Annotated in this window: 19 protein-coding genes; 7 read left to right on the top strand and 12 right to left on the bottom strand. The window is 71.6% G+C overall.

All coding sequences use genetic code 11. The features are described 5' to 3' along the window. Positions 1–41: 41 nt before the first annotated feature. The 9 genes from WD250_12500 to nifJ all read right to left on the bottom strand — a co-directional run bounded on the left by WD250_12500 (position 42) and on the right by nifJ (position 10,787). Positions 42–680 (bottom strand): ATP-binding cassette domain-containing protein, encoded by a 639-nt coding sequence (locus WD250_12500; GenBank protein MEX2621024.1) that lies wholly within the window; start codon positions 678–680, stop codon positions 42–44. Between the two features lie 77 nt (positions 681–757). Beyond that, complete coding sequence (locus tag WD250_12495) at positions 758–1,207, bottom strand: hydrogenase maturation protease (GenBank protein MEX2621023.1); 450 nt, start codon at positions 1,205–1,207, stop codon at positions 758–760. A 14-nt stretch (positions 1,208–1,221) separates the two neighbouring features. Beyond that, positions 1,222–2,658: a Ni/Fe hydrogenase subunit alpha gene (locus WD250_12490; protein ID MEX2621022.1), complete on the bottom strand. Its 1,437-nt coding sequence runs from the start codon at positions 2,656–2,658 to the stop codon at positions 1,222–1,224. Between the two features lie 11 nt (positions 2,659–2,669). Next, positions 2,670–3,215 (bottom strand): hypothetical protein, encoded by a 546-nt coding sequence (locus WD250_12485; protein ID MEX2621021.1) that lies wholly within the window; start codon positions 3,213–3,215, stop codon positions 2,670–2,672. Continuing rightward, positions 3,212–3,961 carry a bidirectional hydrogenase complex protein HoxU gene (gene hoxU, locus WD250_12480; protein ID MEX2621020.1) on the bottom strand — a complete coding sequence of 250 codons (750 nt, stop codon included), beginning with the start codon at positions 3,959–3,961 and terminating at the stop codon, positions 3,212–3,214. Before hoxU ends, WD250_12485 begins: the two co-directional genes overlap by 4 nt. Further along, the gene (locus tag WD250_12475) at positions 3,954–5,606 is read right to left on the bottom strand and encodes an NADH-ubiquinone oxidoreductase-F iron-sulfur binding region domain-containing protein (GenBank protein ID MEX2621019.1); all 1,653 of its coding nucleotides are present in this window, start codon (positions 5,604–5,606) and stop codon (positions 3,954–3,956) included. The genes hoxU and WD250_12475 overlap by 8 nt, the downstream gene beginning before the upstream one ends. Continuing rightward, complete coding sequence (locus tag WD250_12470) at positions 5,606–6,106, bottom strand: NAD(P)H-dependent oxidoreductase subunit E (GenBank protein MEX2621018.1); 501 nt, start codon at positions 6,104–6,106, stop codon at positions 5,606–5,608. The genes WD250_12475 and WD250_12470 overlap by 1 nt, the downstream gene beginning before the upstream one ends. Next, positions 6,100–7,125 (bottom strand): dihydroorotate dehydrogenase-like protein, encoded by a 1,026-nt coding sequence (locus WD250_12465; protein MEX2621017.1) that lies wholly within the window; start codon positions 7,123–7,125, stop codon positions 6,100–6,102. The genes WD250_12470 and WD250_12465 overlap by 7 nt, the downstream gene beginning before the upstream one ends. Further along, complete coding sequence (nifJ, locus tag WD250_12460; GenBank protein MEX2621016.1) at positions 7,125–10,787, bottom strand: pyruvate:ferredoxin (flavodoxin) oxidoreductase; 3,663 nt, start codon at positions 10,785–10,787, stop codon at positions 7,125–7,127. The genes WD250_12465 and nifJ overlap by 1 nt, the downstream gene beginning before the upstream one ends. A 322-nt stretch (positions 10,788–11,109) precedes the next feature. Between nifJ and WD250_12455 the strand changes: the two genes are divergently transcribed. After that, positions 11,110–11,523 (top strand): pyridoxamine 5'-phosphate oxidase family protein, encoded by a 414-nt coding sequence (locus tag WD250_12455; GenBank protein ID MEX2621015.1) that lies wholly within the window; start codon positions 11,110–11,112, stop codon positions 11,521–11,523. Between the two features lie 14 nt (positions 11,524–11,537). Here the strand turns inward: WD250_12455 and WD250_12450 are convergent, their stop codons facing one another. Further along, entirely contained in the window at positions 11,538–13,124 is a 1,587-nt protein-coding gene (locus tag WD250_12450; protein ID MEX2621014.1) for a BCCT family transporter, read from the bottom strand. A gap of 557 nt (positions 13,125–13,681) precedes the next feature. Between WD250_12450 and WD250_12445 the strand changes: the two genes are divergently transcribed. Beyond that, positions 13,682–17,296, top strand: a complete 3,615-nt coding sequence (locus WD250_12445) for an Ig-like domain-containing protein (GenBank protein MEX2621013.1) — start codon at positions 13,682–13,684, stop codon at positions 17,294–17,296. A gap of 206 nt (positions 17,297–17,502) precedes the next feature. Here WD250_12445 and WD250_12440 read toward each other — a convergent pair whose 3' ends face one another. Further along, the gene (locus WD250_12440; protein MEX2621012.1) at positions 17,503–18,084 is read right to left on the bottom strand and encodes a hypothetical protein; all 582 of its coding nucleotides are present in this window, start codon (positions 18,082–18,084) and stop codon (positions 17,503–17,505) included. Positions 18,085–18,210: 126 nt separating this feature from the next. Continuing rightward, positions 18,211–20,880, bottom strand: coding sequence for an ATP-dependent Clp protease ATP-binding subunit (locus WD250_12435; protein MEX2621011.1), 2,670 nt, complete (start codon positions 20,878–20,880; stop codon positions 18,211–18,213). Between the two features lie 178 nt (positions 20,881–21,058). Here WD250_12435 and WD250_12430 point away from each other — a divergent pair, with 178 nt between their 5' ends. From WD250_12430 to WD250_12410, 5 genes are all read left to right on the top strand, one after another. Beyond that, a complete protein-coding gene (locus WD250_12430; GenBank protein ID MEX2621010.1) occupies positions 21,059–21,466 on the top strand; it encodes a pyridoxamine 5'-phosphate oxidase family protein in 408 nt (135 codons plus the stop codon). A 21-nt stretch (positions 21,467–21,487) separates the two neighbouring features. Further along, the gene (locus WD250_12425; protein MEX2621009.1) at positions 21,488–21,739 is read left to right on the top strand and encodes a hypothetical protein; all 252 of its coding nucleotides are present in this window, start codon (positions 21,488–21,490) and stop codon (positions 21,737–21,739) included. Positions 21,740–21,754: 15 nt separating this feature from the next. Continuing rightward, the gene (locus WD250_12420; protein MEX2621008.1) at positions 21,755–23,086 is read left to right on the top strand and encodes a carbonic anhydrase; all 1,332 of its coding nucleotides are present in this window, start codon (positions 21,755–21,757) and stop codon (positions 23,084–23,086) included. A gap of 964 nt (positions 23,087–24,050) precedes the next feature. Next, positions 24,051–24,410, top strand: coding sequence for a metalloregulator ArsR/SmtB family transcription factor (locus tag WD250_12415; protein ID MEX2621007.1), 360 nt, complete (start codon positions 24,051–24,053; stop codon positions 24,408–24,410). 22 nt (positions 24,411–24,432) lie between these two features. After that, the coding region (locus WD250_12410) for an arsenic metallochaperone ArsD family protein (GenBank protein ID MEX2621006.1) at positions 24,433–24,684 on the top strand (252 nt) is incomplete at its 3' end.

Below are 24,684 nucleotides of genomic sequence, written 5' to 3'. Positions count from 1 at the left end.
TCAAAGAGCACTGAAACCCTGCAGGCACTTCCGCACCTATGTCAAGAGGTCTGGATTCGGGTCGCCGACGCCAGGGAGTAGCGCAGCGCGTCGCCGAGGAGCGCGCCCACGATGACGGCGGGCTGCCAGATCGGGAACATGATCGGGAACATCGTCACGTCGAACAGCTGCTCGGGGACGTGCTTGATCTTCAGCAGGGCGCGCCATCCGAAGGTGAGCGCCGCGGCCGGCGCGCGTACGCGACCCGGTCGACGTCGGGGACGGTGATCGACAGTGCCGTCGGATCCGGCCGCGTCGGCAAGCCCGAACGCCTCGAGCAGCTCACCGGCCCGTGCCTTCGACTGCCCTCGGGACCTGCCGAGCAGCCTGGCCAGCAGGACGAGGTTCTCGACCCCGGTGAGATCCTCGTCGACGGAGGCGAACTGCCCGGTGAGGCTCACCCGCCGGCGGACCAGGGCGGCCTCGCTGGTGATGTCGTGACCGAGAACCTTGGCGGTGCCGCTGTCGGGTCTCAGCAGCGTCGCGAGCATCCGGATCGTGGTCGTCTTGCCCGCCCCGTTGGGTCCGAGGAACCCGTAGACGCCACCGCGACGCACAGCGAGATCCACCCCGTCGACGGCCTTGACGTCGCCGAAGTGCTTGACCAGACCCGAGGCCCGGATCGCGAGTTCGTGATCCACGGTGCGCACCTCCCGGGACGGCGATGGGCACGACGCCAGTATGGCGCGCGGTCATCGGGGGATGGGGACCACAGCGGTCAGGGTCGGCAGGCGCACAGCGCGACGACCTGATCGACGGCGGCGTCCACGGCGGCCGCGGTCGCCGTCGACAGGGTCGTGCCGATCCCCAGGTCGCCAGCGGGGATCGACACGACGAAGGCGTCCCCCGGCGGGGGCCCGAGCGTGGCCGCCAGCGCCAGTAGCGCCGCGGGGCTCGTGTGGTGGGTGAGGCCCGCGTCGCCGACCCTGGCGGAGACCGCCTGCACCGTCACGCCGGCCTGGGCGCCCGCGCCGGCGAGGCGCGCGTCGACGAAGATCGCGCAGCGGCGCCCGGCGACGTCGGCCGCGTGCTCGGGTGCCAGCTGGTGGACCGACCGCACCGTGACCCCGGGCAGGCCGGCTGCGGCGACGGCCTCCGCGACCCGCCGCCCCGCGCCGTCGTCGCCGCGCAGGTCGTTGCCGTACCCGATGACCACGACGCCGCTCACGGCCAGCCCGCCCGTCAGTCCCGGCGTGCCTCGGCGACGACCACGCCATCCGCGGTGGTGACCTGGACGAGCATCGGCATCTGCCCCAGCGCGTGGGTCGAGCAGGACAGGCAGGGGTCGAACGCGCGGATGCCGGCCTCCACCCGGTTGAGCGCACCCTCGGTCACGTCGGCGCCGTGGACGAAGCGCTGCGCGATCTGCAGCACCGCGGCGTTCATGGCGAGGTTGTTCTGGCCGGTGGCGATGACCATGTTCACCGAGGTCACGAGCCCGTCGTCGTCGACGGTGTAGTCGTGGAAGAGCGTGCCGCGCGGGGCCTCGGACGCCCCGACGCCGTGGCGGGCGTTGATGCCGGCCGTGGCGCGCGCCCGCGTGTCGTCGAGCACCGGGTCGGCCAGGGCGCGCTCGATCAGCTCCACGCAGGCCAGCACCTCGATCAGCCGGGCGGAATGGAAGAAGAACGACGAGGTGGCGACGCCGCCCACACGCTCGCGGAAGGCGGCGAGCGCCTCGTCGGCGAGCGGCACGCCGAAGCGCTCGCAGACGTTGAGGCGCGCGAGCGGACCGACACGATAGACGCCCGGGCGGGGGTCGTCGGGTTCGGCCAGCGCCTTCCAGTAGGGCGACTTCAGGTAGCTGTCGGCGTTGCCCCACTCGCCGATGACCTCCCGGTAGCGGGCGGGGTCGAGCCCGTCCACGACGATCGCACCGCTGGCGTCGACCACCCGCAGGCCTCCGCCGTAGTGCTCCCAGGAGCCGTCGGCGCCGCAGTGGCTGAGAAACAGGCTGTCGAAGGTCCCGAAGACCGCGATCTCCTCCGTGAAGCGGTCGAGGAGACCCTCGAACTCGGTGATGGTGTCCGCAGCCGCCTGTTTGGCCTCGGGCAACCGCTCCCGGATGCCCTCCTTGGTCGCCGGGTCCAGGGGATGGGCCACCCCGCCCGGCACGATCCACGACCCGTGGATGCGCTCCCCGGTGACGGCGGCGACGACCTCCTGGCCGAGCTGGCGCAGGCGGATCCCGCGGCGGGCCAGCTCGGGTTCGGCGGCCATGAGGCCGAACAGGTTGCGCTGCGCCGGGTCGGCGTCCATGCCGAGCAGCAGGTCGGGTGCGGACAGGTGGAAGTAGCTCAGGCAGTGTGACTGGATGATCTGCCCGAGGTTGGCCAGCCGCCGCTGAGCGACCGCGGCAGGCGGCGGGGTCACGGCCAGGATGGCGTCCCCGGCCTTGGCCGAGGCCAACAGGTGGCTCACCGGGCAGATGCCGCAGGTCCGCGCCGTGAGGCTGGGCATCTCCGCGACCGGTCGGCCACGGCAGAAGTCCTCGAAGCCGCGGAACTCGGTGACGTGGAAGCGGGCGTCGTCGACGGCCCCCGCGGCGTCGAGCCGCAGGGTGATCTTCGCGTGCCCCTCGATGCGGGTGACGGGGTCGATCACGATGTGGTCGTGCACGCAACGCCCTTCTAGCCGAAGCGGATGCCCCAGCGGTGGTCGGGGCCGCCGTCGAGCAGGCTGGTCAGCGCCGCCTTGATCCGCTCGGCGGACGGCGGGCAGCCGGGCACGTACGCGTCGACGTGGATGACGGCGTGCAGCTCCTGCACCTGCGGCAGCAGGTCGGGGACGATGCCGGGCGCGGACGGGACGACGCCGTGGCGGTCGGGGCCGTCGACGTACACCCGCTGGAGCAGCGCGGCAGGCTCTCCCTGGGGATTGCGCAGGGCGGTGACGTTCCCGGTGACCGCGCAGTCGCCGAACGAGACGACGAGCCGGCTGCTGGCACGCAGGCGCTCGGCGAGCTCGAGGTTGTCGCGGTTGGCGACCGCGCCCTCGACCAGGACGACGTCGACGTCGTCGGGGTACTCCTTGGTGTCCATCAGCGGGCTGTAGACGACGTCGACCAGCCCGGCGAGGTCGAACAGCCACTCGTCGAGGTCGAGGAAGGACATGTGGCAGCCTGAGCAGCCGCCGAGCCAGACCGTTGCCAGCCGCGGCTTGCGGGCGGCGGTCACGGCTGCTGTTCCCGGTCGTGCCACTCGCCCTGCTCCCGCGCCGCGGCCAGGAACCCGATGACGTCGCGGTCGTGGCGCATCTCGCCGACGCCCGTGCCCTTGTCGAACAGCGCCCCCGTCGGGCACACGGCGACGCACTTGCCGCAGGAGGTGCACGACGTCGACTCGCCCCAGGGCTCGTCCAGCTCGGCGACCAGCCGGGACCCGGCCCCCCGCGCCGCTATGGCCCAGACGTTGGCGCCCTCGATCTCGGCGCAGGTGCGCACGCAGCGGCTGCACAGGATGCAGCGGTTGTGGTCCAGGCCGTAGCGCGGGTGGCTGAGGTCGACGCCGCGGTCGGGGTGCTGGTAGGCGAAGCGGATGTGGTCGACGCCGAGGTCCACGGCCAGGTCCTGGAGCTCGCAGGCACCGTTGGACACGCACACCGCGCAGACGTGGTTTCCCTCCGCGAACAGCAGCTCGACGATCTGACGCCGGTGCTCCACCAGCCGGTCGGAGCCGGTGGTCACCTCCATCCCGTCGACGGCGGTGGTCGCGCAGGCCGGACGCAGCGTGTGGTCCCCGGCGACCTCCACCACGCAGACGCGGCAGCCACCCCAGACCGACAGGCCCTGCACCGCGCACAGCGTGGGGATCGGGATGCCGGCCCGGTTGGCAGCGGCCAGCAGCGACTCGCCGCTGAACACGCGCACCGGCGCGCCGTCGATGGTGACCGCAGCGTCCGGCTGCGCCCGCGGCCTAGCCATCCTCGCCCCCCGCCGTGTCCCCGTCGACGAGCAGGTCGAGGTACTCGCCGCGGAAGTGTTCGAGCGTGGAGAACAGCGGGTTCGGGGCCGTCTGCCCGAGACCGCACAAGCTGGTCTCGCGGACGGTCTGCCCGAGCGACTCCAGCTGCGCGAGGTCCCTGGTGGTGCCGGCGCCGGTGCAGATGCGGTCGAGCAGCCCGACCAGCTGGACCGTCCCCGCGCGGCAGGGCACGCACTTGCCGCAACTCTCGTCGCGGCAGAACTCCATGAAGTAGCGCGCCACCTCGGGCATCGTGACGCTGTCGTCCATGACGATGAGCCCACCCGAGCCCATGATGGAGCCCAGCGCCTGGAGCCGCTCGTAGTCCATCGGCGTGTCGAGCAGCTCGGCGGGGATGCAGCCACCCGACGGCCCGCCGGTCTGGGCGGCCTTGAAGGCGCGGCCGCCGGCGATGCCCCCGCCGACGTCCTCCACGATCTGGCGCAGGGTGATGCCCATCGGGACTTCGATGAGGCCGGTGTTGACCAGGCTGCCGGCCAGCGCGAAGACCTTGGTGCCGTTGCTGGCGGACGTCCCGATTGCGGCGAACGCCTCCGGGCCACGCCCGATGATCCCGGGCACGTTGGCCAGCGTCTCGACGTTGTTGATGACCGTCGGGGCGCCCCACAGGCCCTGCTCGGTCGGGTAGGGCGGTCGCAGGCGGGGGGTGCCGCGCCCCCCCTCGACGGAGGCCATCAGCGCGGTCTCCTCGCCGCAGACGAACGCCCCCGCGCCGATCCGCACGCTGACGTCCAGGCTGAAGTCGCTGCCGAGCACCCGGCGGCCGAGCAGCCGGTGGCGGCGGGCGGCCCGGATCGCCGCGTCAAGGCGCTCGACCGCCCGGGCGAACTCCGCCCGCACGTAGAGGAAGGCCCGGTCAGCGCCGGTGGCGTACGCGGCCAGCGCGATCCCCTCCAGCACCCGGTGCGGGTCGTCCTCCATCACCGTGCGGTCCATGAAGGCGCCGGGGTCGCCCTCGTCGCCGTTGGCGACGACGTACTTGTGCTCCCCGCCGGCGGCGGCCAGCAACCGCCACTTCTTCGCCGTGGGGTAGCCCGCGCCACCACGGCCGCGCAGCCCGCTGGCGGCGATCGCCTCGATGACGTCGTCGGGTGCCATCGACTGCAGTGCCGTCTGCATGGCCCGGTAGCCACCCTCGGCGACGTAGTCCTCGATCCGCTCGGGGTCGATGCGTCCGGCGTTGGCCAGCACGAAGCGACGCTGGCAGGCGAAGAAGGGCATGTCGGGGTCGAGGACGCGGTCGGTCACCGCCGCAGGCGGCGGGGGCGCACGCCGGGGCAGGCTGGCGACCAGCTGTCGACCCGCCTCGGCGGTCACGTCGCCGTAGAGGGTCGGGGCGCCGCCACGTGGCACGACCTGCGCCAGGGGGCCCCGGCTGCAAAGGCCCATGCAGCCGGTGGGCACCACCTGCACGTCGTGGCCAAGGCCTTCCTCGTCGGTCGCCTGCTCGATCGCGGTGCGGGTCGCCTGGGCGCCGGCGGCCAGGCAGGAGATGCTCTGGCACACCATGACCCGCTGCCGGTAGCGGCCACGGCGGGTCTGCTCCGCCGCGGTGACGACGTCGAGGTCCAGCGCCGCGGCCATCAGCCCGCCACCTCCTCGGCCAGCACGGCCTGCACGGCCTGGAGGGTCGACTCGACCGTCGCGTACCCGGAGACGGCTCCGTCGACCACGATGACCGGCGCCATGCCGCACGAGCCCAGGCAGCGTGCGGTCGACAGGGCGAAGCGACGATCTGGCGCGGTGTGCCCGGCCACCACGCCATGGGCGTCCTGGAGGGCCGCGACGATCTCGTCGGCGCCCTCGACGAAGCAGGCGGTGCCGGTGCAGACGGTGCAGCTGTGGTCGCCCGGGGGCTCGAACGTGAACAGGGAGTAGAACGTCGCCACCCCGAAGACGGTGCTCGGCGGCAGCCGCAGCTCGCGTGCGAGGTAGTGCAGGACGTCGGGGGACAGGTGGCCGAAGATCCCCTGCGCGACGTGCAGCAGCTCGATGAGCTGGTCGGGCGCGTAGCGCGCACGGGTGAGGGCCGTGTCGACGAGCCCGAAGCGCTCGTCGCCTGACGGGTGCACGCCGCTCACCATGGCCCTGGCCCCTGCCCGCTCCAGAACGAGTTCGCGTAGTGTACGAGCGTTTCGACGTAGTTCGCCCGCTCGAACGCCGAGGGGTCGGCGGTGTTGCGCTGGCTGGCGCTGCCACGCAGCTGGTCGACGGAGTCGTACCCGAGCTCGGCGCCCCAGGCGAGCAGCTCGCGCTCCACGGTGCGGACGTGGTCGGCGCCGTGGCGCAGCAGCGCCGAGGTCATCATGGCCACGTCGGCGCCCGCGAGCAGGACCCTGGCGACGTCCAGGCCCGACCACACGCCCGTGGTCGCGGCGAGTTGGACGTCCAGGCGTCCGTGCAGGAGCGCGATCCACCGCAGCGGCAGACGCAGCTCGCTGGGGGTGGACAGCTCCAGCGACTGCACCACCTGGCGGGTGGCCGGGGACAGGTCGGGCTGGTAGAAGCGGTTGAACACCACCAGGGCGTCCGCGCCCGCGGTGACCAGGCCGGCGGCGAAGTGGCCGAAGGCGCTGTAGTGCGGCCCGACCTTCACCGCCAGGGGGACGTCGAGTGCCTCGCGCACGAGCCGGACGAGCGCGTGTTGCTGCTCCTCCACGCGGGCGCCCGAGAGGTCGGGGTCAGCCACGACGCGGTACAGGTTGAGCTCGAGGGCGTCGGCCCCGGCGTCCGCCAGCAGGCGCGCGTAGCGTGTCCAGCCACCGGGGGAGACACCGTTCAGGCTGGCGATGACCGGGATGTCCAGCGCCCGTTTCGCCTCCTCGACGTGGCGCAGGCTGCGGTCGGTGACCGTCTCGACGCTGCCGAGGTCAGGGAAGTAGCTGGTCGCCTCGGGACTGGAGCCCTCGCCGAGGTCGAACAAAGCGGTGGTGGACAGCTCGTCGTGGACGACCTGCTCCTCGAACAGCGAGGGCAGCACGACCGCCGCGATGCCCGCGTCCTGCAGCGCCCGCAGGGAGTCGAGCCGCCCGGTCAGCGGGCCGGCGGAGGCGACCAGCGGCGACCGCAGGGTCAATCCCAGGTACGTGGTGGACAGCTCCATCAGCCCACCTCGTGCGCCGCCGCACCGCTCGCGTCGACCACGGCGCCGGGCTCGTGCACCACGCTGCGCTCCACCCCGACGAGCTGCTCGTAGTAGCGCCAGCGCTCGTCGACGTCCGCCTGCGCCAGGGCCAGCAGGCGCGCGGCGCGCTCGGGGTCGCTGCGGGCCAGCATCGCGAACCGCCCCTCGCTGCGGGCGAAGTCCGCCACCGGCATCGACGGCTTGCGCGAGTCCAGGCGCAAGGGCGTCGCGTGCTCCTCGGTCGTCGGCCGGAAGCGGTACAGCGGCCAGTAGCCGCTCTTCACGGCATCCCGCTGCTGGTGCATGGAGTTGCGCATGTCGAAACCGTGAGCGATGCACGTCGAGTACGCGAGGACCAGCGAGGGCCCCGGCCAGGCGGCTGCCTCCTGGAGCGCCCGGACGGTCTGCACCTCGTTGGCCCCGAGGGCGATCTGGGCGACGTAGACGGTGCCGTACTGCATCGCCAGGGCTCCGAGGTCCTTCTTGGGGACCTCCTTGCCCTCGGTGGCGAACTTCGCGACCGCCCCGCGCGGCGTGGCCTTCGAGGCCTGGCCGCCGGTGTTGGAGTAGACCTCGGTGTCCAGGACGATGACGTTCACATCCGCACCGGAGGCAAGGACGTGGTCCAGCCCGCCGTAGCCGATGTCGTAGGCCCACCCGTCGCCCCCCACGATCCACAGGTCGGCGCGGACGAGGGCGGGTGCCAGGGACCGCAGGTGGCGGGCACGGTCGTCGCCGTCCGTCCCCACCAGGCGGTGCAGCACCTGTGCGACCCGCTCGCGCTGGGCGACGATCCCCGGTTCCGTGGACTGGTCCGCCTGGAGGACCGAGGTGACCAGGTCGTCGCCGACGACGTCTGCCATGGCGGTGAGCAGGGCGCGTGCGGTCGCGACCTGCTGCTCGTAGCCCAGGCGCAGGCCGAGCCCGAACTCGGCGTTGTCCTCGAACAAGCTGTTCGACCACGCCGGGCCATGCCCCTCAGCGTTGGTGGCCCACGGCGTGGTCGGCAGGTTGCCACCGTAGATCGACGAGCAGCCGGTGGCGTTGGCGACGATCATGCGGTCGCCGAACAGCTGTGACAGCAGCTTGAGGTAGGGGGTCTCGCCGCACCCGGCGCACGCGCTGGAGTAGCTGAACAGCGGCTGCAGGACCTGGGAGCCCTTGACCGTGTCGTGGGGGAGCAGGGACCGGTCCAGCGGGGGGATCGTCTCGAAGAAGGCGAAGTTCTCGCGCTCGGCGGCCTGGTGGTCCTCCACCGGCTCCATGTCGATGGCCTTGTGGCCCGCGACCGTCTTGCTGGTGGCGGGGCACTGCTCGACGCAGACGACGCACCCGGTGCAGTCGTCCGGCGACACCTGGATCGTCAGCAGGTGCGGCCGGTCGAGCTCGCGCGCGCGGAAGGGCTTGGACGCGAAGCCTTCCGGCGCGCCCTCCAACGCGGCCGGCTCGAACACCTTCATCTGGATCGCGTCGTGGGGGCAGACGATGGCGCACTTGCCGCAGTCGATGCACACGTCGGGGTCCCAGATGGGGATCTCGGTCGCCAGCGACCGCTTCTCGTAGCGGGTCGTGCCCGTGGGGAAGGTGCCGTCGACCGGCAGCGCGCTGACCGGCAGCAGGTCACCCTCGCCCGCCAGCATCCGTGCGGTGACCCGGGCGACGAACCCCTCGACGTGGTCGGGGACCACCGGGCGCAACAGGGTGGTCGAGGTCACCTGCGTGCCCAGCGGGACCGCCGCCAGCTCGTCCAGCGCGCGGTCGACGGCCGCCAGGTTGCGGTCGACGACCTCGCGGCCCCGGCGCCCGTAGGTGGTCCGGATGGACGCGCGCACCGCGGCGAGCGCCTCGTCACGGTCCAAGATGCCGGCCAGCGCGAAGAAGCAGGGCTGCATGACGGTGTTGATGCGCCCGCCCAGACCGCACTCGCGGGCGACCCGCGACGCGTCGACCGCATGGACCCGGAGCCCCTTGTCCAGGATGGCCTGCTGCACCGGCGCCGGCAGCGCGTCCCAGACCTCTCCTGCGGGGACGGGTGCGTTGAGCAGCACCGTCGCCCCGGGCGCGGCGACGCTCAGGACGTCGCGGGTGGCCAGGAAGCCGAACTGGTGGCAGGCGACGAAGCCGGCCTGGTCGATCAGGTACGTGGAGCGGATCGGCCGCCGGGAGAAGCGCAGGTGCGACACGGTCTGCGCGCCCGCCTTGCGCGAGTCGTAGACGAAGTAGCCCTGCGCGTGCAGGTCGCTGTGCTCGGCGATGATCGTGACGGTGTTCTTGTTGGCCCCGACGGTCCCGTCGCTGCCCAGCCCGTAGAACACCGCCGTGACGTCGCCGGCGCTGCGGGGGAGGGCGAAGTCGGCCGACGGCGGCAGCGACAGGTGGCTGACGTCGTCGTGGATGCCCACGGTGAAGCGTGGCGGCGGGTCGTCGCCGCCCAACGCGGCGAAGACGCCGGCGACCATGGCGGGGGTGAACTCCTTGGACGCCAGGCCGTAGCGGCCGCCGCTGACCTGGGGCAGGCCAGCGGGGTGGCCACGGCCGCGCATCGCCGCCTCGGCCAGCGTCGCGACCACGTCGGTGAACAGCGGCTCGCCGACCGCGCCCGGTTCCTTGGTGCGGTCGAGCACGGCGATCCGGCGCACGCTGGCCGGCAGCGCGGCGAGCAGTTCGTCGCCCGGGAAGGGCCGGTACAGCCGCACCGTGACCGCCCCGACGCGTTCGCCGCGCTCGACCAGCGCCTCGACCGTCTCGGTGACCGCCCCGACCCCCGACCCCATGAGGACCACCACCCGCTCCGCCTGGGGGTGGCCGGTGTAGTCGACCAGACCGTAGCGGCGTCCGGTGCGCCCGGCGAGGTGGTCCATGGCCTCGGCCACCGCGGCGGGCACCGCGTCGTAGTAGGGGTTGGCCGCCTCCCTGGCCTGGAAGAACACGTCGGGGTTCTGCGCCGAGCCCCGCAGGACGGGGGCGGACGGCGTCAGCCCGCGGTCGCGGTGGTCGAGGACGTCGGAGTCGCTGATGAGGACCCGCAGGTCCTCGTCGGTCAGCGGCTCGACGCGGTTGAGCTCGTGGGAGGTGCGGAACCCGTCGAAGAAGTGCAGGAACGGCACCCGGGTACGCAGCGTCGCGGCGTGCGCGACGGCGGCCAGGTCCTGGCACTCCTGGACCGACGAGGCTGACAGCATCGCCCAGCCGGTGGAACGTGCGGCCATCACGTCGGAGTGGTCGCCGAAGATTGACAGCGCAGAGGTGGCGATCGTGCGCGCAGCCACGTGGATGACCGCCGGGGTCAGCTCGCCTGCGATCTTGAACATGTTCGGCAGCATCAGCAGCAGGCCCTGGGAGGCCGTGAACGTCGTTGCCATCGCACCTTTCTGCAACGCCCCGTGCAGCGCCCCTGCGGCACCTCCTTCGCTCTGCATCTCCACGACCCGGGGCACCGCCCCCCACAGGTTCTGCGTGCCCGCCGAGGCCCAGGCGTCGGTCAGCTCGCCCATCGGGGAAGCCGGCGTGATGGGGTAGATGGCCACGACCTCGCTGCAGGCGTAGGCCACGCGCGTCGCGGCCTCGTTGCCGTCCATGACGAGGGCGGTCGTGCCCCCACTGCTGGCCAGCACCGGGATGGACGAGGAAACGAGGGTCACCGTGTTGGCCCTTCCTGCCGTGCTGCCGTGACGCAGCCCCGGTCCGTTGCGTCCTGTGACCCTAGGGTGACGGCGCAGCGGGAAGCAGGGGCGAAGGTCCCCCTTCGCAGGTGACCTGTGGCCCCTGCCGCGGGCAGGGTGGCCGCCTACGGTGTCGTCACGGCGTCGGGCAGAGCGAGCAGGCCGAGCGCGACGCGTCAGGAGGGTCGCGATGGCCATCGCGCCAGCGGTCGAGCAGGCTCGCTGTCCCCGCCAAGGATCGGGCGCCTCGTAGCGTGCGGACCGGACCGCGGAGGCGCGGCAGGACGGAGGTGGGGACCTGATGCGAACCGAGGCGCGCGGTCTGAAATCCCTATCCCCTGAGACGTGCCTGCGCCTGCTGGACGCGCACCCGGTCCACCTCGGACGGATTGCGGCCAGCGAGCTCGACGGGCAGCCGTTCATCCTGCCGGTCAACTACCAGGTGGACGGCACGAGCGTCGTCATCCGGACAGAGCCGCAGTCGCTCATCGCCCAGCGGGCCGTCCGGTGCCAGGTCGCGTTCGAGGTCGACGACGTGGACGCGGTCTGGGAGGACGGCTGGAGCGTGCTGGTGCGTGGGACCGCGGAGCGGGTGACCGACGTGGTGGAGTTGGAACGGCTGCGCAGCCTGCGGCTGCGTCCCTGGGCGCCCGGCGAGCGCTCGCTGTACATCCGCATCCAGCCCACGCTCATCACCGGGCGGCAGATCGTCTAGCGCCCGGCGGGCGGTCACGGCGCCCCCTGGACGTGGTCGCGCACCGGGCTCTCCCGCCCGTGGCTCTCGGGGACCTCCTCGCCCTCCGCGTCCAACAGCACGGCCCGTTGCAGCGGCCGCCCGCGCTCGTCGACGTACAACGCCCGCACCAGGCCGACGCACGCCAGGATCATGATCACCGAGAACGGCAGCGCGGTGGTGATGGCCGCGGTCTGCAGTGCGGCCAGCCCCCCGGCCCCCGCCACCAGCAGCACGCCTGCGACCGCCCCCTCAAGCAGCGCCCAGAACACCCGCTGGACCTTGGGAGGGTCGACGTTGCCTCCGCTGGTGAGCAGGTCGATGACCAGCGAGGCGGAGTCCGACGAGGTGACGAAGTAGGTCGCCACCAGCAGGATCGCCAGGACGCTGGTGATCGCGGTCAGCGGCAACTGCTCGAGCAGGGCGAACAGCGCCACGGCGGGGTCCTGCGCGACCGCCTGCGACAGCGCCCCGTCGGCCAGGCCGTCGATCGCGATCGCGCTGTTGCCGAAGATCGCCAGCCACAGGAACGTCAGCACCACCGGGACCAGCAGGACACCGAAGACGAACTCGCGGATGGTTCGGCCTCGGGAGACCCGCGCGATGAACATGCCGACGAACGGCGACCAGGACATCCACCAGCCCCAGTAGAAGACGGTCCAGGTCGCCTGCCAGCCCGAGTCCGCCTGGGCGTCGGTCCACAGCATCATCTCGGGCAGCGTCTGCAGGTAGACGCCGACCTGCTCCACGAAGCTGCGCAGCACGAACACCGTGGGGCCGGCGGCCAGCACGAACAGCATGAGGGCGGTGCCCACACCCAGGTTGGTCAGCGACAGGCGCAGGATGCCCTTGTCCAGGCCGAGCAGCAGGGAGACGGTCGCGCCGCCGGTCACCGCGGCGATCAGCAGCAGCTGCATGGTCGTGGACTGCTCGACGAGCCCGAGGCTGGCCAGTCCGGCGTTGACCTGCAGGATCCCGAAGCCCAGCGACGTGGCCACGCCGAACATCGTGCCGAAGACCGCGAAGACGTCCACGGCGTCGCCCCAGCGCCCGCGGATGCGCTCGCCCAGCAGCGGGTACAGCGCGGAGCGGATGGTCAGGGGCAGGTCGTGGCGGTACGCGAAGTAGGCCAGCGACAGGCCGACCACCGCATAGACGCCCCAGGCGTGCAGGCCCCAGTGGAAGAAGGTGAACTGCATCGACTCGCGGGCCGCCGCGGAGGTGCCGGCCTCGGCCATCGGCGGGTCCGCGAGGTGGGACAGGGGCTCAGCGACGCTCCAGAACACCAGGCCGATGCCCATGCCCGCGGTGAACAGCATTGCGAACCACGTCAGGTAGCGGTAGCGCGGGCGCTCGTCCGCGCTGCCCAGGCGCAGCCGTCCGAACCGGCTGGCACCGAGCCACACGACGAAGACAAGGAAGCCGCTCACGGCGAGGATGTAGTACCAGTCCAGGGTCGCGACGATCCACGACTGCAGCGTCTGGAAGGTCCGCTCCAGGGTCGGCGTCGCCACGACGCCGACCACCAGCACGACCCCGATGACCACAACCGAGGCCCCGAACACGACCGGGTTTGTCTCCAACCGCAAGTGTCGTCGCATCCGGGCTCCACCGAAAAGGTTGGCTGAGAACAGGTTCGCTTGCACGGAAAATGCCCTCTGACCTGGAACAATACGGGTGTTCTACGACCGCAGAGGCCAGGTCAGGAGGGCACCGTCCAGGTGACAGTCTCACACAAACTCCCGCGCATGTCCGTGACCTCGACGACCCGTCGCTGATCGCCAACGCCGGCTGATCCTGTCCGCCACGCTCGCCGGGCATCTGGGGGTGGGCGGGCTTGATCGACGCGTGCGTGGGGAAGGTCGACCGCCACGGCGAGCGTGGCTGCCACCCGAGGGTCGCGGTGGCCGCCAGCGTTCCCGTGAGGCACGCCCAAGCCTCCCCTCTCCCACGGCCTCATGAACAACTTGGGCAGGTTCAGATGGCTCTTGACGTTTCCTCTGAATGCATGACAGGCAAGGTGCGTGCGGTTTCAGATATCCTGGACCGCGAGTCGGGCGGGCGTGTTCTGTGGCACCGCTCAGAACGGGGGCTGCGGTGGCGGCGATGATGTGGGTCAGCGGTCGGACGGCGCCGGCAGGTGGCATTCGCGCTCCTGGTGTGCGCGCTGGTCTGGTATGTCGCGGCGGCGTCAGTGTCGGCCGCCCAGGACGCGGGCGGCGATGACAACGTCGCACCCCAGACCGTCCAGCAGGTGCGGATCGACGACCCCACAGAGGAGCGGCTCCTCCAAGCCCTGCCCGAGGACTTCGACGTCACGTTTTTCACATCGGCGAACCATGTGTGGGGGCGGTACCGGGCGAACATCCGGATCGAGGGTCCAGAACGCGTGGACCTCGCGGTGCGCACGGTGCTGTTGCCCGTTGTCGGCGGCGAGTGGGCGGAGGTCACGCAGACGGAGACGGTCACCGTGCCCGCCGGAACCAAGCCTGGCCTGTACACCCTGTGCGTGCACGTGGAGGAGAACTGGCCTCCCGGGTCGGAGACCTGGGGGTTCGACGGCACCGACTGTGCGCCCGATGTGATCAGGATCGGCGCGATCCTGGATGGGGTGGAGTTCACGCAGGCCACCCAGGAGCTCCAAGGGCTCGACGAGCTCGAGGCGGAGGGCCCGCAGGTGCCGATCGTGCGTGACCGCCCGGCGGTGATGCGCGTGTACACCGGCGAGGTCGCTGAGCCCACGCCGGTGCGGATCGAGGTGACCGGGTCGTTCAGCGGCGATCGCACCGTGACGCTGTCGCCTGCCTGCACGCCCAAGCAGCGACGCACGCAGCAGCGTGGGTGCCTGTCCCACGACTTCCCGTTCGTACCGGACGGTGATGTGAGCGTCACAGTGCGTGCTCTCGATCCTGAGGGTGGGGAGCTCGAACGCCGGGTGTTCGACTTCGCGACCACCACGGTCGAGCCTCTGCGGATCCACCCGGTCAGCGTGTGCGACGACTTCGACGGGAGCTGGCCGAACCGAGACTGGCAGTGCGCGGACCATTCCGAGCTGGGCGGTCTGCTGGGCTTCACCCGGGCCACGTTCCCCGGCGAGGTGCGGCTGGAGTCACCGGGGGGGACGGTCGGGAACGCCACGGCCGACCCCGACTGGTGGTCAGACGTGCTCAGGTCCGTGCGACGTCGGTGGGCGTGGAGCCTGCCCCCGCGGCCGAGCGATCGCTACTACTACGGCATGGTGCGCGGCGAGGCGGGTACCGGCAGCGGGATCATCGGCTTGGCCTACCGCCCTGGCCACGCCGGCGTCAGCCGCACGGCCTTCACCGTCGACGGTGTCGATGGCGCGCCCGGGGTGGTCGCGCACGAGTTGGGACACAACTTCGGCCGCCAGCACGTCCCCTCACCGGCGGCCGACTGCTTCGGAGCACCCGCCTCGTTGGACCCTGGCTGGCCGCACGGCAACGACCCCGGCATCCAGGAACTCGGGTTCGACCTGCGGACGCGCACGGCGATCGACCCCGGTGGCCACTACGACTACATGAGCTACTGCCTGCCGATGTGGGTCTCCCCCTACACCTACACGGCCGTCATCGAGGAGTTCGGTGGCGATGTCGGCTCGGCCGGCACGCCATCCGCTGCGGAGCCGGCGGAGCTCACCACGGGGGAGTTCTGGTTGGTGAGCGGCATCATCATCGACGGGACGGTGGAGTTGGAGCCGCTGTTCCGTGACGAGATCACCGCCGACAGCGGTGCGGGCGAGGGTGACTACCGCATCGAGGCCCGCGGTGCTGGCGACGAGGTGCTGGTCAGCCGCGCGTTCGATCCAGAGCACCCCCATGGCCAGGATCTCGAGCTCCCGCCGGACTTCGCGGAGTGGGTGGAGTTCTCCGACGACGCGGTCCGGCTCGTGGTCATCGGGCCTGGCGAGCAGCTGCTGGGCTCCGTCGACCTCGTCGGCGAACCGCCGACCGTGGCGATCACCGCCCCGGAGGGCAGCGAAGTCCTCGACGGGCTCCACGCCCTGGAGTGGACCGTGGACGACCCTGACAGCGCCGAGCACACGTTCGTCGTGCACTATTCGCGTAACGGCGGCGAAAGCTGGGAGCTCGTGGAGGCCGGGCTGGTCGAGCCGGGCATGGGGGTGGACTTCGACACCCTCGGCGGCTCGCAGGACACCGACAGCTCACGGGTGCGCGTGCTGGCCTCTGATGGCGTCAACGTCGGGACGGCGGTGTCCGCGGGGTTCACCGTGCCCACCAAGGACCCGGTCGTGGCCATCGCCGAGCCAGCGGACGGCGCCGTGGTGCGCGAGGGCGATCTGGTCTGGCTGCAGGGCATCGCCTTCGACTACGAGGACGGCTCGCTGACGGACGATGCTGCGGGGTGGCAGTCGGATCGAGACGGCGCGCTGGGCGACGGCGACCAGCTGGCCGTGACGAGCTTGTCGCAGGGGACCCACGAGCTGACTTTCAGCGCGACTGACAGCGACGGCAACACCGCCGCCGACAGCGTGAGCATCACCGTCGACGGCACCGATCCCGACCTGTCGGTCGCCGTCGGTCCTGACGAGCGACCCGAGGGCCCCGGCGAGATCTTGGTGCTGCGAACGCGCAGCGTCAGCGCCTCGATCGAGACGTCGCTGCTGGAGATCGGGCTGACCTTCGACACGCTGGAGAGCACAAGTTTCGACGAGGTCGACTTCGCCCCCTACGACACCGTGATCGTGGGCATGGACGCCGAGCAGGACCAACCGGCCGGCCTGGCGGATGAGGACATCCTGGCCCTGCGCACCGCCCTCGACGAGGGCACGCGCCTCGTGCTGTTCGGTGGCGACCCGACCGAGCAGTTCGCCGAGGCCGTCAACGAGCACCTGTTCACGGTGGATGTCACCGAGACCGACTGGCGCGAGCCCGAGTCCCCGCACCTCCAGCTCGTCGACACCGAGCATCCCCTGGCGTTCGAGCTGCCTGAGACGCACGATTTCGTCACCATCGCCGGTCAGGAGCGCAGCCCTTCGGAGTACATGCTCCGCGTCACCGACCTCGACGTCTCGGTGGTCGCGGTAAACGGCGACGGACATCCGGCCCTGTTCGCGGCCGAAGGGGGATCGTTGGTCGTGATGCCTCAGACGCCGTGGGGTGCGCTGTGGGGCGACCCAGCGGACACCGCGCTGCTCAACCAGGTGCTGGCGAACGCGCTGGAGGTCGCGCCGGTACTGTCCGGACCGGTCCAGGTGTCCATCGACGCCGAGGATGCCCTGTCCGGGTTGGCGTGGGTCGACTACAGCCTGGATGGCGGCGAGGAGTGGGCGGAGCTCGCCCCGGGAGACCTGCCGACCGTCGTCACGCTCACTGATCAGGGCCCGGTCCACTTGCTGGTTCGAGCCGGGGACCGTGCCGGCAATCGGGCCGTTGTGGGTGAGCGGTTCGTCGTCGGTGAGACGTCTCCGGTGACGGCGTTGGAGGTCTCGCCGGAGGAGGCCACCGTGGAGGTCGGCGACACGCAGGCCTTCTCCGCCACCGCGACCCACGAGAACACCGCGGAGGTCGACGTCACCGACAGTGCCGAATGGCACAGCGACGACCCCGAGGTGGCCACCGTGGATGCCGTGGGGACGGCGACGGGCGTCGGGGAGGGGGAGACCAACATCGTCGCGACGTTCGGAGAGCAGACCGCGTCGGCGACACTGGTCGTGCAGGACACGACCCCGGATCCCGACCCCACGCCGACGCCGACGCCCACGCCCACCCGGTGACGGCACCTACCGGCCTGCCAGCACCGTGCGCCGCGACCAGATGGCCACCTTCGTCATCCGCCTCCTGAGCCACCTGGTCGAGCAGTAGCCGCCCAGCCACACTCCGGCACGCGCTGGGGGCGAGCACGAGCCTCCCTGATCCCGCGCAGTGGCGGCAGGCCTGCCCGTCCAGGCGTGGGACCGAACGGCCGCCACATGGTTCAGGCTCAGGCGCGCCTGCGCGCGACCCAGGTGATCGTCGCGAGCAGCCCCCCCAGGCCCAGTGCGACGGCGGCCACCCCCATGGCAGTCCAGGACCGGGTGGCCTCGGGCTGCCCGCTGGGTCCCCCGGTCAGGGGAGCGGTGGACGTGTCGAGTGCGACCAGGTCGTCCTGGGCGTCGCTGACAGGGGCGGTGCGGCTACACATGGAGGCGACGAACCGCCCGTCGTCGCCCAGGGAGCTGTACACCAGGTCTGCTCGGCCGACCTCGAAGGTATAGCCGCACCTGGCGCCGTCGGCGGGGGTGCGCACCTCGACCACCTCGTGCACCTCGCCCTTCCACACGTCGGTGACCGCCATGCGGGCCACGACGGCGGAATCGGGCCCGTTGACCACGGTGAGGTCGAGAACCTCACCGGCGAAGACCGCGCCGCTTTGCGCCAAGGCCTCCTCGGAGGGAGGTGGCGGGGCACAGGTGCACGCCTGGGCGGCATCGCCGTACATGAGCGCCGTGGACGCGAGGACGGTGATGATCGCGAGCGCCGCGAGGCGCGGCCCGTAGCCGGTTCGCGTGTGGCAATGAGTCATCGCGCACCTGCCGTTCATGGGTCGGCTCTGGGGGAACGCCAGCCTCCAACGGTGCGACGACCGCTAGGCCTCGAGGGTTCCCGTGCCGACCACACACCACACCATGGCGTGGCGGCGCGACCCCGGCTACACGGTGGAGACCACTGGAGTGGTCGGCTGGTCGGCGCCACCACGCTTGACGTCGAAGGCCAGCTGGCCGTCCTCACAACGGACCGACACGCGGTCTCCGTCGTCGACCGAGCCGTCGAGCACCATGCGCGACAGCACGTTCTCGACGCCCCGCTGGATCGTGCGCCGCAGCGGCCGTGCGCCGAAGTCGGGGTCGTGTCCGTCGTCGGACAGCTTGGTGACGGCCTCGTCGGTGAGCTCCAGCGTGATTCCCCGCGCGGTCATGCGCCGGGCCACCTGGTTCACGAGCAGCCGGGTGATGTCCTGCAGCTGGTCGTCGGACAGCGGGCGGAACACGACGATCTCGTCGATGCGGTTGAGGAACTCGGGACGCAGCTCGCGGCGCAGGACGTCGCGCAGGTCGTCCTTGATCTGCTCGAACTCGTCGCCCGCCGGCGCCGGCGAGAACCCCAACGGCTGCTGGCCCTGCGCGGTGATGCGCTCCGAGCCCAAGTTGGAGGTCATGATGACCACCGTGTTGGTGAAGTCGACGGTGCGGCCCTTGGCGTCGGTCAGCCGGCCGTCGTCGAGCACCGCCAGCAGCGAGTTGAAGACGTCGGGGTGGGCCTTCTCGATCTCGTCGAGCAGCAGCACGCAGTAGGGGGTGCGCCGCACCTGCTCGGTGAGCTGGCCGGCCTCGTCGTAGCCCACGTAGCCGGGCGGGGCACCGATCAGGCGGCTGACGGTGTGGCGCTCCTGGAACTCGCTCATGTCGAAGCGGACCAGGCGGTCCTCGTCGTCGAACAGCGTCTCGGCCAGGGCACGCGCCGTCTCGGTCTTGCCGACGCCGGTCGGACCGAGGAACAGGAAGCTGCCGACCGGCCGGCCGGGGTCACCGAGGCCGGCACGCGAGCGGCGCACCGCCTCGGCGATCGCGTCGATCGCCTCGGACTGTCCGACGACCCGGCGGTGCAGACGCTGCTCCAGCCCGAGGAGCCGCTCCCGCTCCTCCTCGGTGAGCTGGGAGACCGGGACGCCGGTGGCGCGGGACACGACCTCGGCGATGTGCTCGGCGGTGAGGTCGGCGCACTCGTGGCGGGCCTGGTGCGCGTTCTCCAGCTCCGCCTCCTTCGCGGTCAGCGTCGCGCGCAGCTCGCCGGCACGCTCGTAGTCCTCCGCCGCCACCGCTTGGTCCTTGTCACGACGCAGCTGCCGGCACTCGTCCTCCAGCGCTTTGGTCCCCGGCGGCTTGGAGTGGTGGCGCAGGCGGATGCGCGCGCTGCCCTGGTCGATGAGGTCGATCGCCTTGTCCGGCAGGAACCGGTCGGCGATGTAGCGGTCGCTCAGCTCGGCGGCGGCGACGATGGCCTCGTCGGTGATGCGCACCCGGTGGAACGCCTCATAGCGGTCCTTGAGGCCGTACAGGATCTGGATCGTCTCCTCGACGCTCGGCGCCGGGACGGTGATCGGCTGGAACCGGCGTTCCAGGGCGGGGTCGCGCTCGATGCTGGTGCGGTACTCGTCGAGGGTGGTCGCGCCGATGGCGTGGAGCGTGCCGCGGGCCAACGCGGGCTTCAGCATGTTCGCCGCGTCCACCGAGCCCTCGGCCGAACCGGCCCCGACGATCGTGTGCAGCTCGTCGATGAACAGGATCAGCTCCTCGGAGTGGCGGGTCACCTCCTCGACGACCTTCTGGATGCGCTCCTCGAAGTCGCCACGGTGCCGGGTGCCCGCGACCATGCCGCCGATGTCGAGCTCCACCAGCCGCTTGCCCTGGAGCGTCTCCGGCACCTCCTCGGCGACGATGCGCTGGGCGATGCCCTCGACGATGGCGGTCTTGCCGACCCCGGCCTCACCGACGAGCACCGGGTTGTTCTTGGTGCGGCGGCTCAGCACCTCGATGGTCTGCTCGATCTCGCTGTCCCGGCCGATGACGGGGTCAAGGACGCCGTTGGCGGCCGCCGCAGTCAGGTCGCGGCTGTGCTGGTCCAGGGTGGGGGTCTGGCTGGCCGGCTGCGCCGGCGCGCGCCCGTCCCCGCCGGCGCTGCGCGCCACCGGGCCCTGCAGCTGCGCGCCGTCGACGCCCGCCTCGCGCAGCACCTGGCCGCCGGCGCTGTCGCTGTCACGGGTGAGGCCGAGGAGGATGTGCTCCGGGCCGATGTAGTCCACGCCGAGCTGGCGGGACTCCTCGAAGGCGGCCAGCAGCACCCGCTTGGCATCGGGGGACAGCGCCGGCGCGACGTTGGTGGGCTCGCGCTTCGGGGTGCGCGCCTCGACCTCGCGGGCGACCGACTGGGGGTCGATCCCCGAGCCGTGGAGCACCAGCTGCACGGTCTGGTCGCTCAGGGCGGCCCACAGCAGGTGGTCGCTGTCCAGCTCCGCGGAGCCCCACTCGACGGCCTGATGGGCGGCCTGGTGCAGGGTCTGGCGGGTGGCCTGGGAGAAGAAGCGGGTGATGTCGACCTGCTGGGGACCGCCGCCGGGAGGCTGCGGCGGTGGGGTCTGGCCACCGCCGAAGAACTGGGCGAAGAACTCGTCGAAGGTGCCGGGGCGGGCAGCCTGGCCGACCTCCTGCACGCAGACCTGGCACAGGCGCCCCACGAGGGGCGGCATCCCGGGTCGCAGTTGGCGGGCTTGGGCGACCGCGGAGCGAACCCCGCAGCGCTGGCACAGATCTCCGTTGGGCATGATCTCGGTCCTGTTCGGGTGACGGGCGCACCCCGACTCCTACCCGATCGGCGTCTGCGGTCAACCGCCCAACGCCCAGGCCCTGCACATTGGGAGTACGGTGCACCTGCGTCGCGGGCATCCGAGCCAGGGCTGGTGCCGCCGGCACCGCCACAGGGCAGGAGGGAGTGCACGAGCGATGGCTACCGACGACCCGACCGTCCTGGCGCCGGAGCGGTGCCTGCACCTGCTGCGCAGCCACCCGGTCCCGGTCGGCCGGCTCGGCGTGACGGACGGCGACGGACAGCCGCTGATCGTGCCGGTCAACTATCTGCTGGACGGCGACGCCGTCGTCATCCGCGCCGACCCTGACTCGCTCGTCGGGCGACGGGCCCTCGAACGCCCGGTCGCGTTCGAGGTCGACGACGTGGACGCGGCATGGCTCGCGGGCTGGAGCGTGCTGATCGAGGGCACCGCCCGGCGGGTCTCCGACGTGGTGGAGCTGGCACGGTTCCGCCGGCTCCGGTTGCAGCCCTGGGCGTCGGGCCGGCGTTGCCTGTACCTGCGGATCGACCCCGAGCGCGTCACCGGGCGCCAGCTCTGCTGAGCGCCGACGAGGGAGGCGCAGATGCGCGTCCACCTGCGGGATGGCACCCCCGTGATCATCCGCCCCATCGAGCCCGGCGACAAGGCACGGCTGCAGCAGGGGCTGCATCGGCTGTCGCCACGCTCGCGCTACCTGCGCTTCCACAGTGGGGTGGGCACGCTCACCGGTGCGCAGCTGCGCTACCTCATCGAGGTCGACGGCCGGGACCACGTCGCATGGGTCGCCCTGAACCCCGACGCACCCGACGAGCCCGGCATGGGTGTCGGGCGGTAGAAGCTCGCCCCCCGTCTGCCGACCGCGCTGCTCGTCGTCGCCGGCGCCGCCGCCGCGCCCCCCCAGCTCGGCCTGGCTGACGTCGGGGTGGCCACCCTCGGCGACGTCCCCTCCGGCCTGCCGCGCCCCGCCCTGCCCGCGATCACCCTCGACGCCGTCATCGCGCTGCTGCCCTCGGCCGCCGCGATCGCGCTGATCTCCTACCTGGAGGGGATCAGCGTTGCCAAGGCCATCGCCGCCAAGACCCGCCAGCGCATCGACGCCAACGCCGAGCTCGTCGCCTCCGGCGCGGCGAACCTCGCCGCCGGAGTCTTCCAGTCCTTCCCCGTCGCCGGGGGCTTCTCCCGGACCGCGGTCAACCACCAGGCGGGTGCGCGGACCCCCATGGCCTCGCTGATCACCGCCAGCGTCGTCGCGCTCACCGTCACCTTCCTCACCCCCCTGTTCTTCCACCTCCCCCGCGCCGTCCTCGCCGCGGTGATCGTCGTCGTCGTCGCCGGGCTCGTGGATCTGGACAGCGCCCGGCACGCCTGGCGGGTCCGCCGCTCCGACGCCGCCGTCCTCGGCCTCACCTTCGCTGCGACGCTGCTCATCGGCGTCGAGCCGGGCATCGCCACCGGCGTCGCCGCGAGCCTGGCCATGCTGCTGTGGCGCACCGCCAACCCCCACACCGCCGAGCTCGGCCGCGTCACCGGCACCGCCCGGTTCCGCAACACCGACCGCTACCCGACCCGCACCGACCCGACCGTCGCCATCCTCCGAATCGACGGACCGCGCTACTTCGCCTCCGCGAAGCGCTTCGACGACCGGGTCACCAGCCCTCATCGTCACCGAACGCGAGGACCTCGCCGCCATCGTGCTGGACTGCAGCGCGGTCACCGGCATGGACACCGACGGCGCCCACGCCCTCGCCGAGCTCGACCGCAAGCTCGACGACGCCAGCGTCGCGCTGCACCTCGCGACCGTGCGCGGCCCTGTCCGCGACGTCCTCGAACGCGCCGGCCTGTGGGACCGCCTCCACGACCGCATCCACCCCGCGATCCCCGCAGCCCTCGACGCCGTCGGGCTAAGCGAGCGCTCCCCGCTGCGCCCCGCAGACAGCGAGGAACCCCGCCCCGACGAGGTGTACTGATGCCCGCCACCTTCGCCACCGCGATCACCTGCATCCACGGACGCGTTCACGCCCCGGTCACCGAGTGGATCCGCCAGCGGTTCGGCGTCGACCACGTCGACCTGATCACCGCCCCCGGCGCCGACGCCGTCTGCGCATACGGCGCCCCGACCCCCTCGACGGGATCCTCGACCGCGTCGCCGTCTCCACGACCGCCCACGCCAGCACTACGCTGATCATCGCCGGCCACGCCGACTGCGCCGCCAACCCCGTCGACGACGCCCGGCACCACCGCGACATCGAAGCGGCCGTCCACCGCACCCGCCGACTCGCCGACGGCGTCGACGGCGCCTGGGTCCACGCCCACGGCCACGTCACCGCCGTCGCCCACCCGACGTCACAAGGACGCTGATTGCTGCCGCGCGGACGCTGGGGGAAGCAGGATCGCGATCAGGGGCAGGATCGCCCCGACCGTCAACGCAACGGCTGACGCCACCGCAGCCGTCCACGGGTTCGAGATGTCCTCACGGTCGAATGCCCAGCTCGACGTCGAGGTGGGTGGCGAGTGCGTCGTGGGCGGTCAGCTCCCCCTCAGCCTCCCTCGCGAGTTCCGCACGCAGGCCCTTGTCCTGCAACAGCTGCGTGAGTTCGGCCAGTTCGTCGTCGGGCAGGCGTTGCAGTTCGTCGGCCCTTTGACGATCAGCGCGCGTTCGGTGTCTCGTTGGGTGCTGACGGAGACGTACTCGCCGAGCGCCATCGACACGGCCCCGCGAGGAGTCCTGCGGTCCCAGCGGTCGCGATCGCACCGAGGTCGGTCGTCGCGGCCGCAACACCGACGACCAGCGCAGCCGTCGAGACGATGCCGTCCTTGGCTCCGAGCACTCCTGCGCGTAGCCAGTTCAGCCGGGCGGCCAACGACCCGCCGTGGGCCTCACCAGCCGGTGGGTGCACCTCCGAACTGTCCGGCATCCTGCCCTCCCAACGGACCCGACAGCGACCGTGGCCTTCGGAGCCCCGGACCAGCCTACGCCCCCAGTTTGATGCGCACCCGCCAGGCCACGTCCGACGGTGAGGACCGAGTCCGGTGGCGTCGAGCGGTTGGGAACGCCTTGAGTCAGCGACCGGACGCGCGCCGTTCACGTCCCTGGGCCTGGAAACGTACGGTCCGGTGTCGATGAGCACGAGGTACCATTTCCGTAGATGAGTGACACCGTCGATGCCGTTGCCGCCCTGCATCAACCGGGGCAGAGCGTCTGCTGTGCGCCCGCAACGCGATCCGCTCCCGACGTGGCGCTCGACGATAGACAGGTGGCCGCGTTGGCCAAGGCCATCGCACATCCTGCCCGGGTGCGGATTCTGCGTCTGCTCGAGGCTCGCCCGGACTGCATCACGGGGGAGCTCGTCGAGGAGTTGGGCGTCGCCCAGTCGACCGTGTCGGGCCACATGCGGATCCTGCGCGATGCGGGCCTGGTGCAGGGTGTCTTCGACGGGCCGCGTACCCGGTACTGCGTCAACCCTGCGGGGCTCGAGGCGTTGCAGCGAGCTGTCGCCTCGTTCTGAGCGGGCCGCTGCTCAGCGCGAGTTGCGCAAAGACGTAAACAGTCGTATCGTCTATCGTCGATACGCGATCAGTCCTGATCGTGACGTTGACTGGAAGGCGATGATGATGGTGACCGTTGAGGTGTTCGATCCGGCGATGTGCTGTTCGACGGGGGTGTGCGGTCCGTCGGTTGATCCGGCGCTGGCGCGGTTCGCGTCGGATCTTGACTGGTTGGGTGAGCAGGGGGCGCAGGTGCGGCGCTACAACCTGGGGCAGGAACCTGGCGCGTTCGCC

This window comes from Egibacteraceae bacterium (assembly GCA_040905805.1).
In the GTDB taxonomy this organism is placed as follows: Bacteria; Actinomycetota; Nitriliruptoria; order Euzebyales; family Egibacteraceae; genus DATLGH01.
The sequence above is the reverse complement of the archived record's forward strand: the minus strand, read 5'-3'. Positions and strand labels throughout refer to the sequence as shown.

Bases quoted from the DNA above. Each gene is read 5' to 3' on its own strand.
- hoxU (MEX2621020.1), bottom strand. From the start codon at position 3,961: ATGGCTAGGCCGCGGGCGCAGCCGGACGCTGCGGTCACCATCGACGGC.
- WD250_12475 (MEX2621019.1), bottom strand. From the start codon at position 5,606: ATGGCCGCGGCGCTGGACCTCGACGTCGTCACCGCGGCGGAGCAGACC.
- WD250_12470 (MEX2621018.1), bottom strand. From the start codon at position 6,106: ATGGTGAGCGGCGTGCACCCGTCAGGCGACGAGCGCTTCGGGCTCGTC.
- WD250_12465 (MEX2621017.1), bottom strand. From the start codon at position 7,125: ATGGAGCTGTCCACCACGTACCTGGGATTGACCCTGCGGTCGCCGCTG.
- WD250_12455 (MEX2621015.1), top strand. From the start codon at position 11,110: ATGCGAACCGAGGCGCGCGGTCTGAAATCCCTATCCCCTGAGACGTGC.
- WD250_12440 (MEX2621012.1), bottom strand. From the start codon at position 18,084: ATGACTCATTGCCACACGCGAACCGGCTACGGGCCGCGCCTCGCGGCG.
- WD250_12435 (MEX2621011.1), bottom strand. From the start codon at position 20,880: ATGCCCAACGGAGATCTGTGCCAGCGCTGCGGGGTTCGCTCCGCGGTC.
- WD250_12430 (MEX2621010.1), top strand. From the start codon at position 21,059: ATGGCTACCGACGACCCGACCGTCCTGGCGCCGGAGCGGTGCCTGCAC.
- WD250_12425 (MEX2621009.1), top strand. From the start codon at position 21,488: ATGCGCGTCCACCTGCGGGATGGCACCCCCGTGATCATCCGCCCCATC.
- WD250_12415 (MEX2621007.1), top strand. From the start codon at position 24,051: ATGAGTGACACCGTCGATGCCGTTGCCGCCCTGCATCAACCGGGGCAG.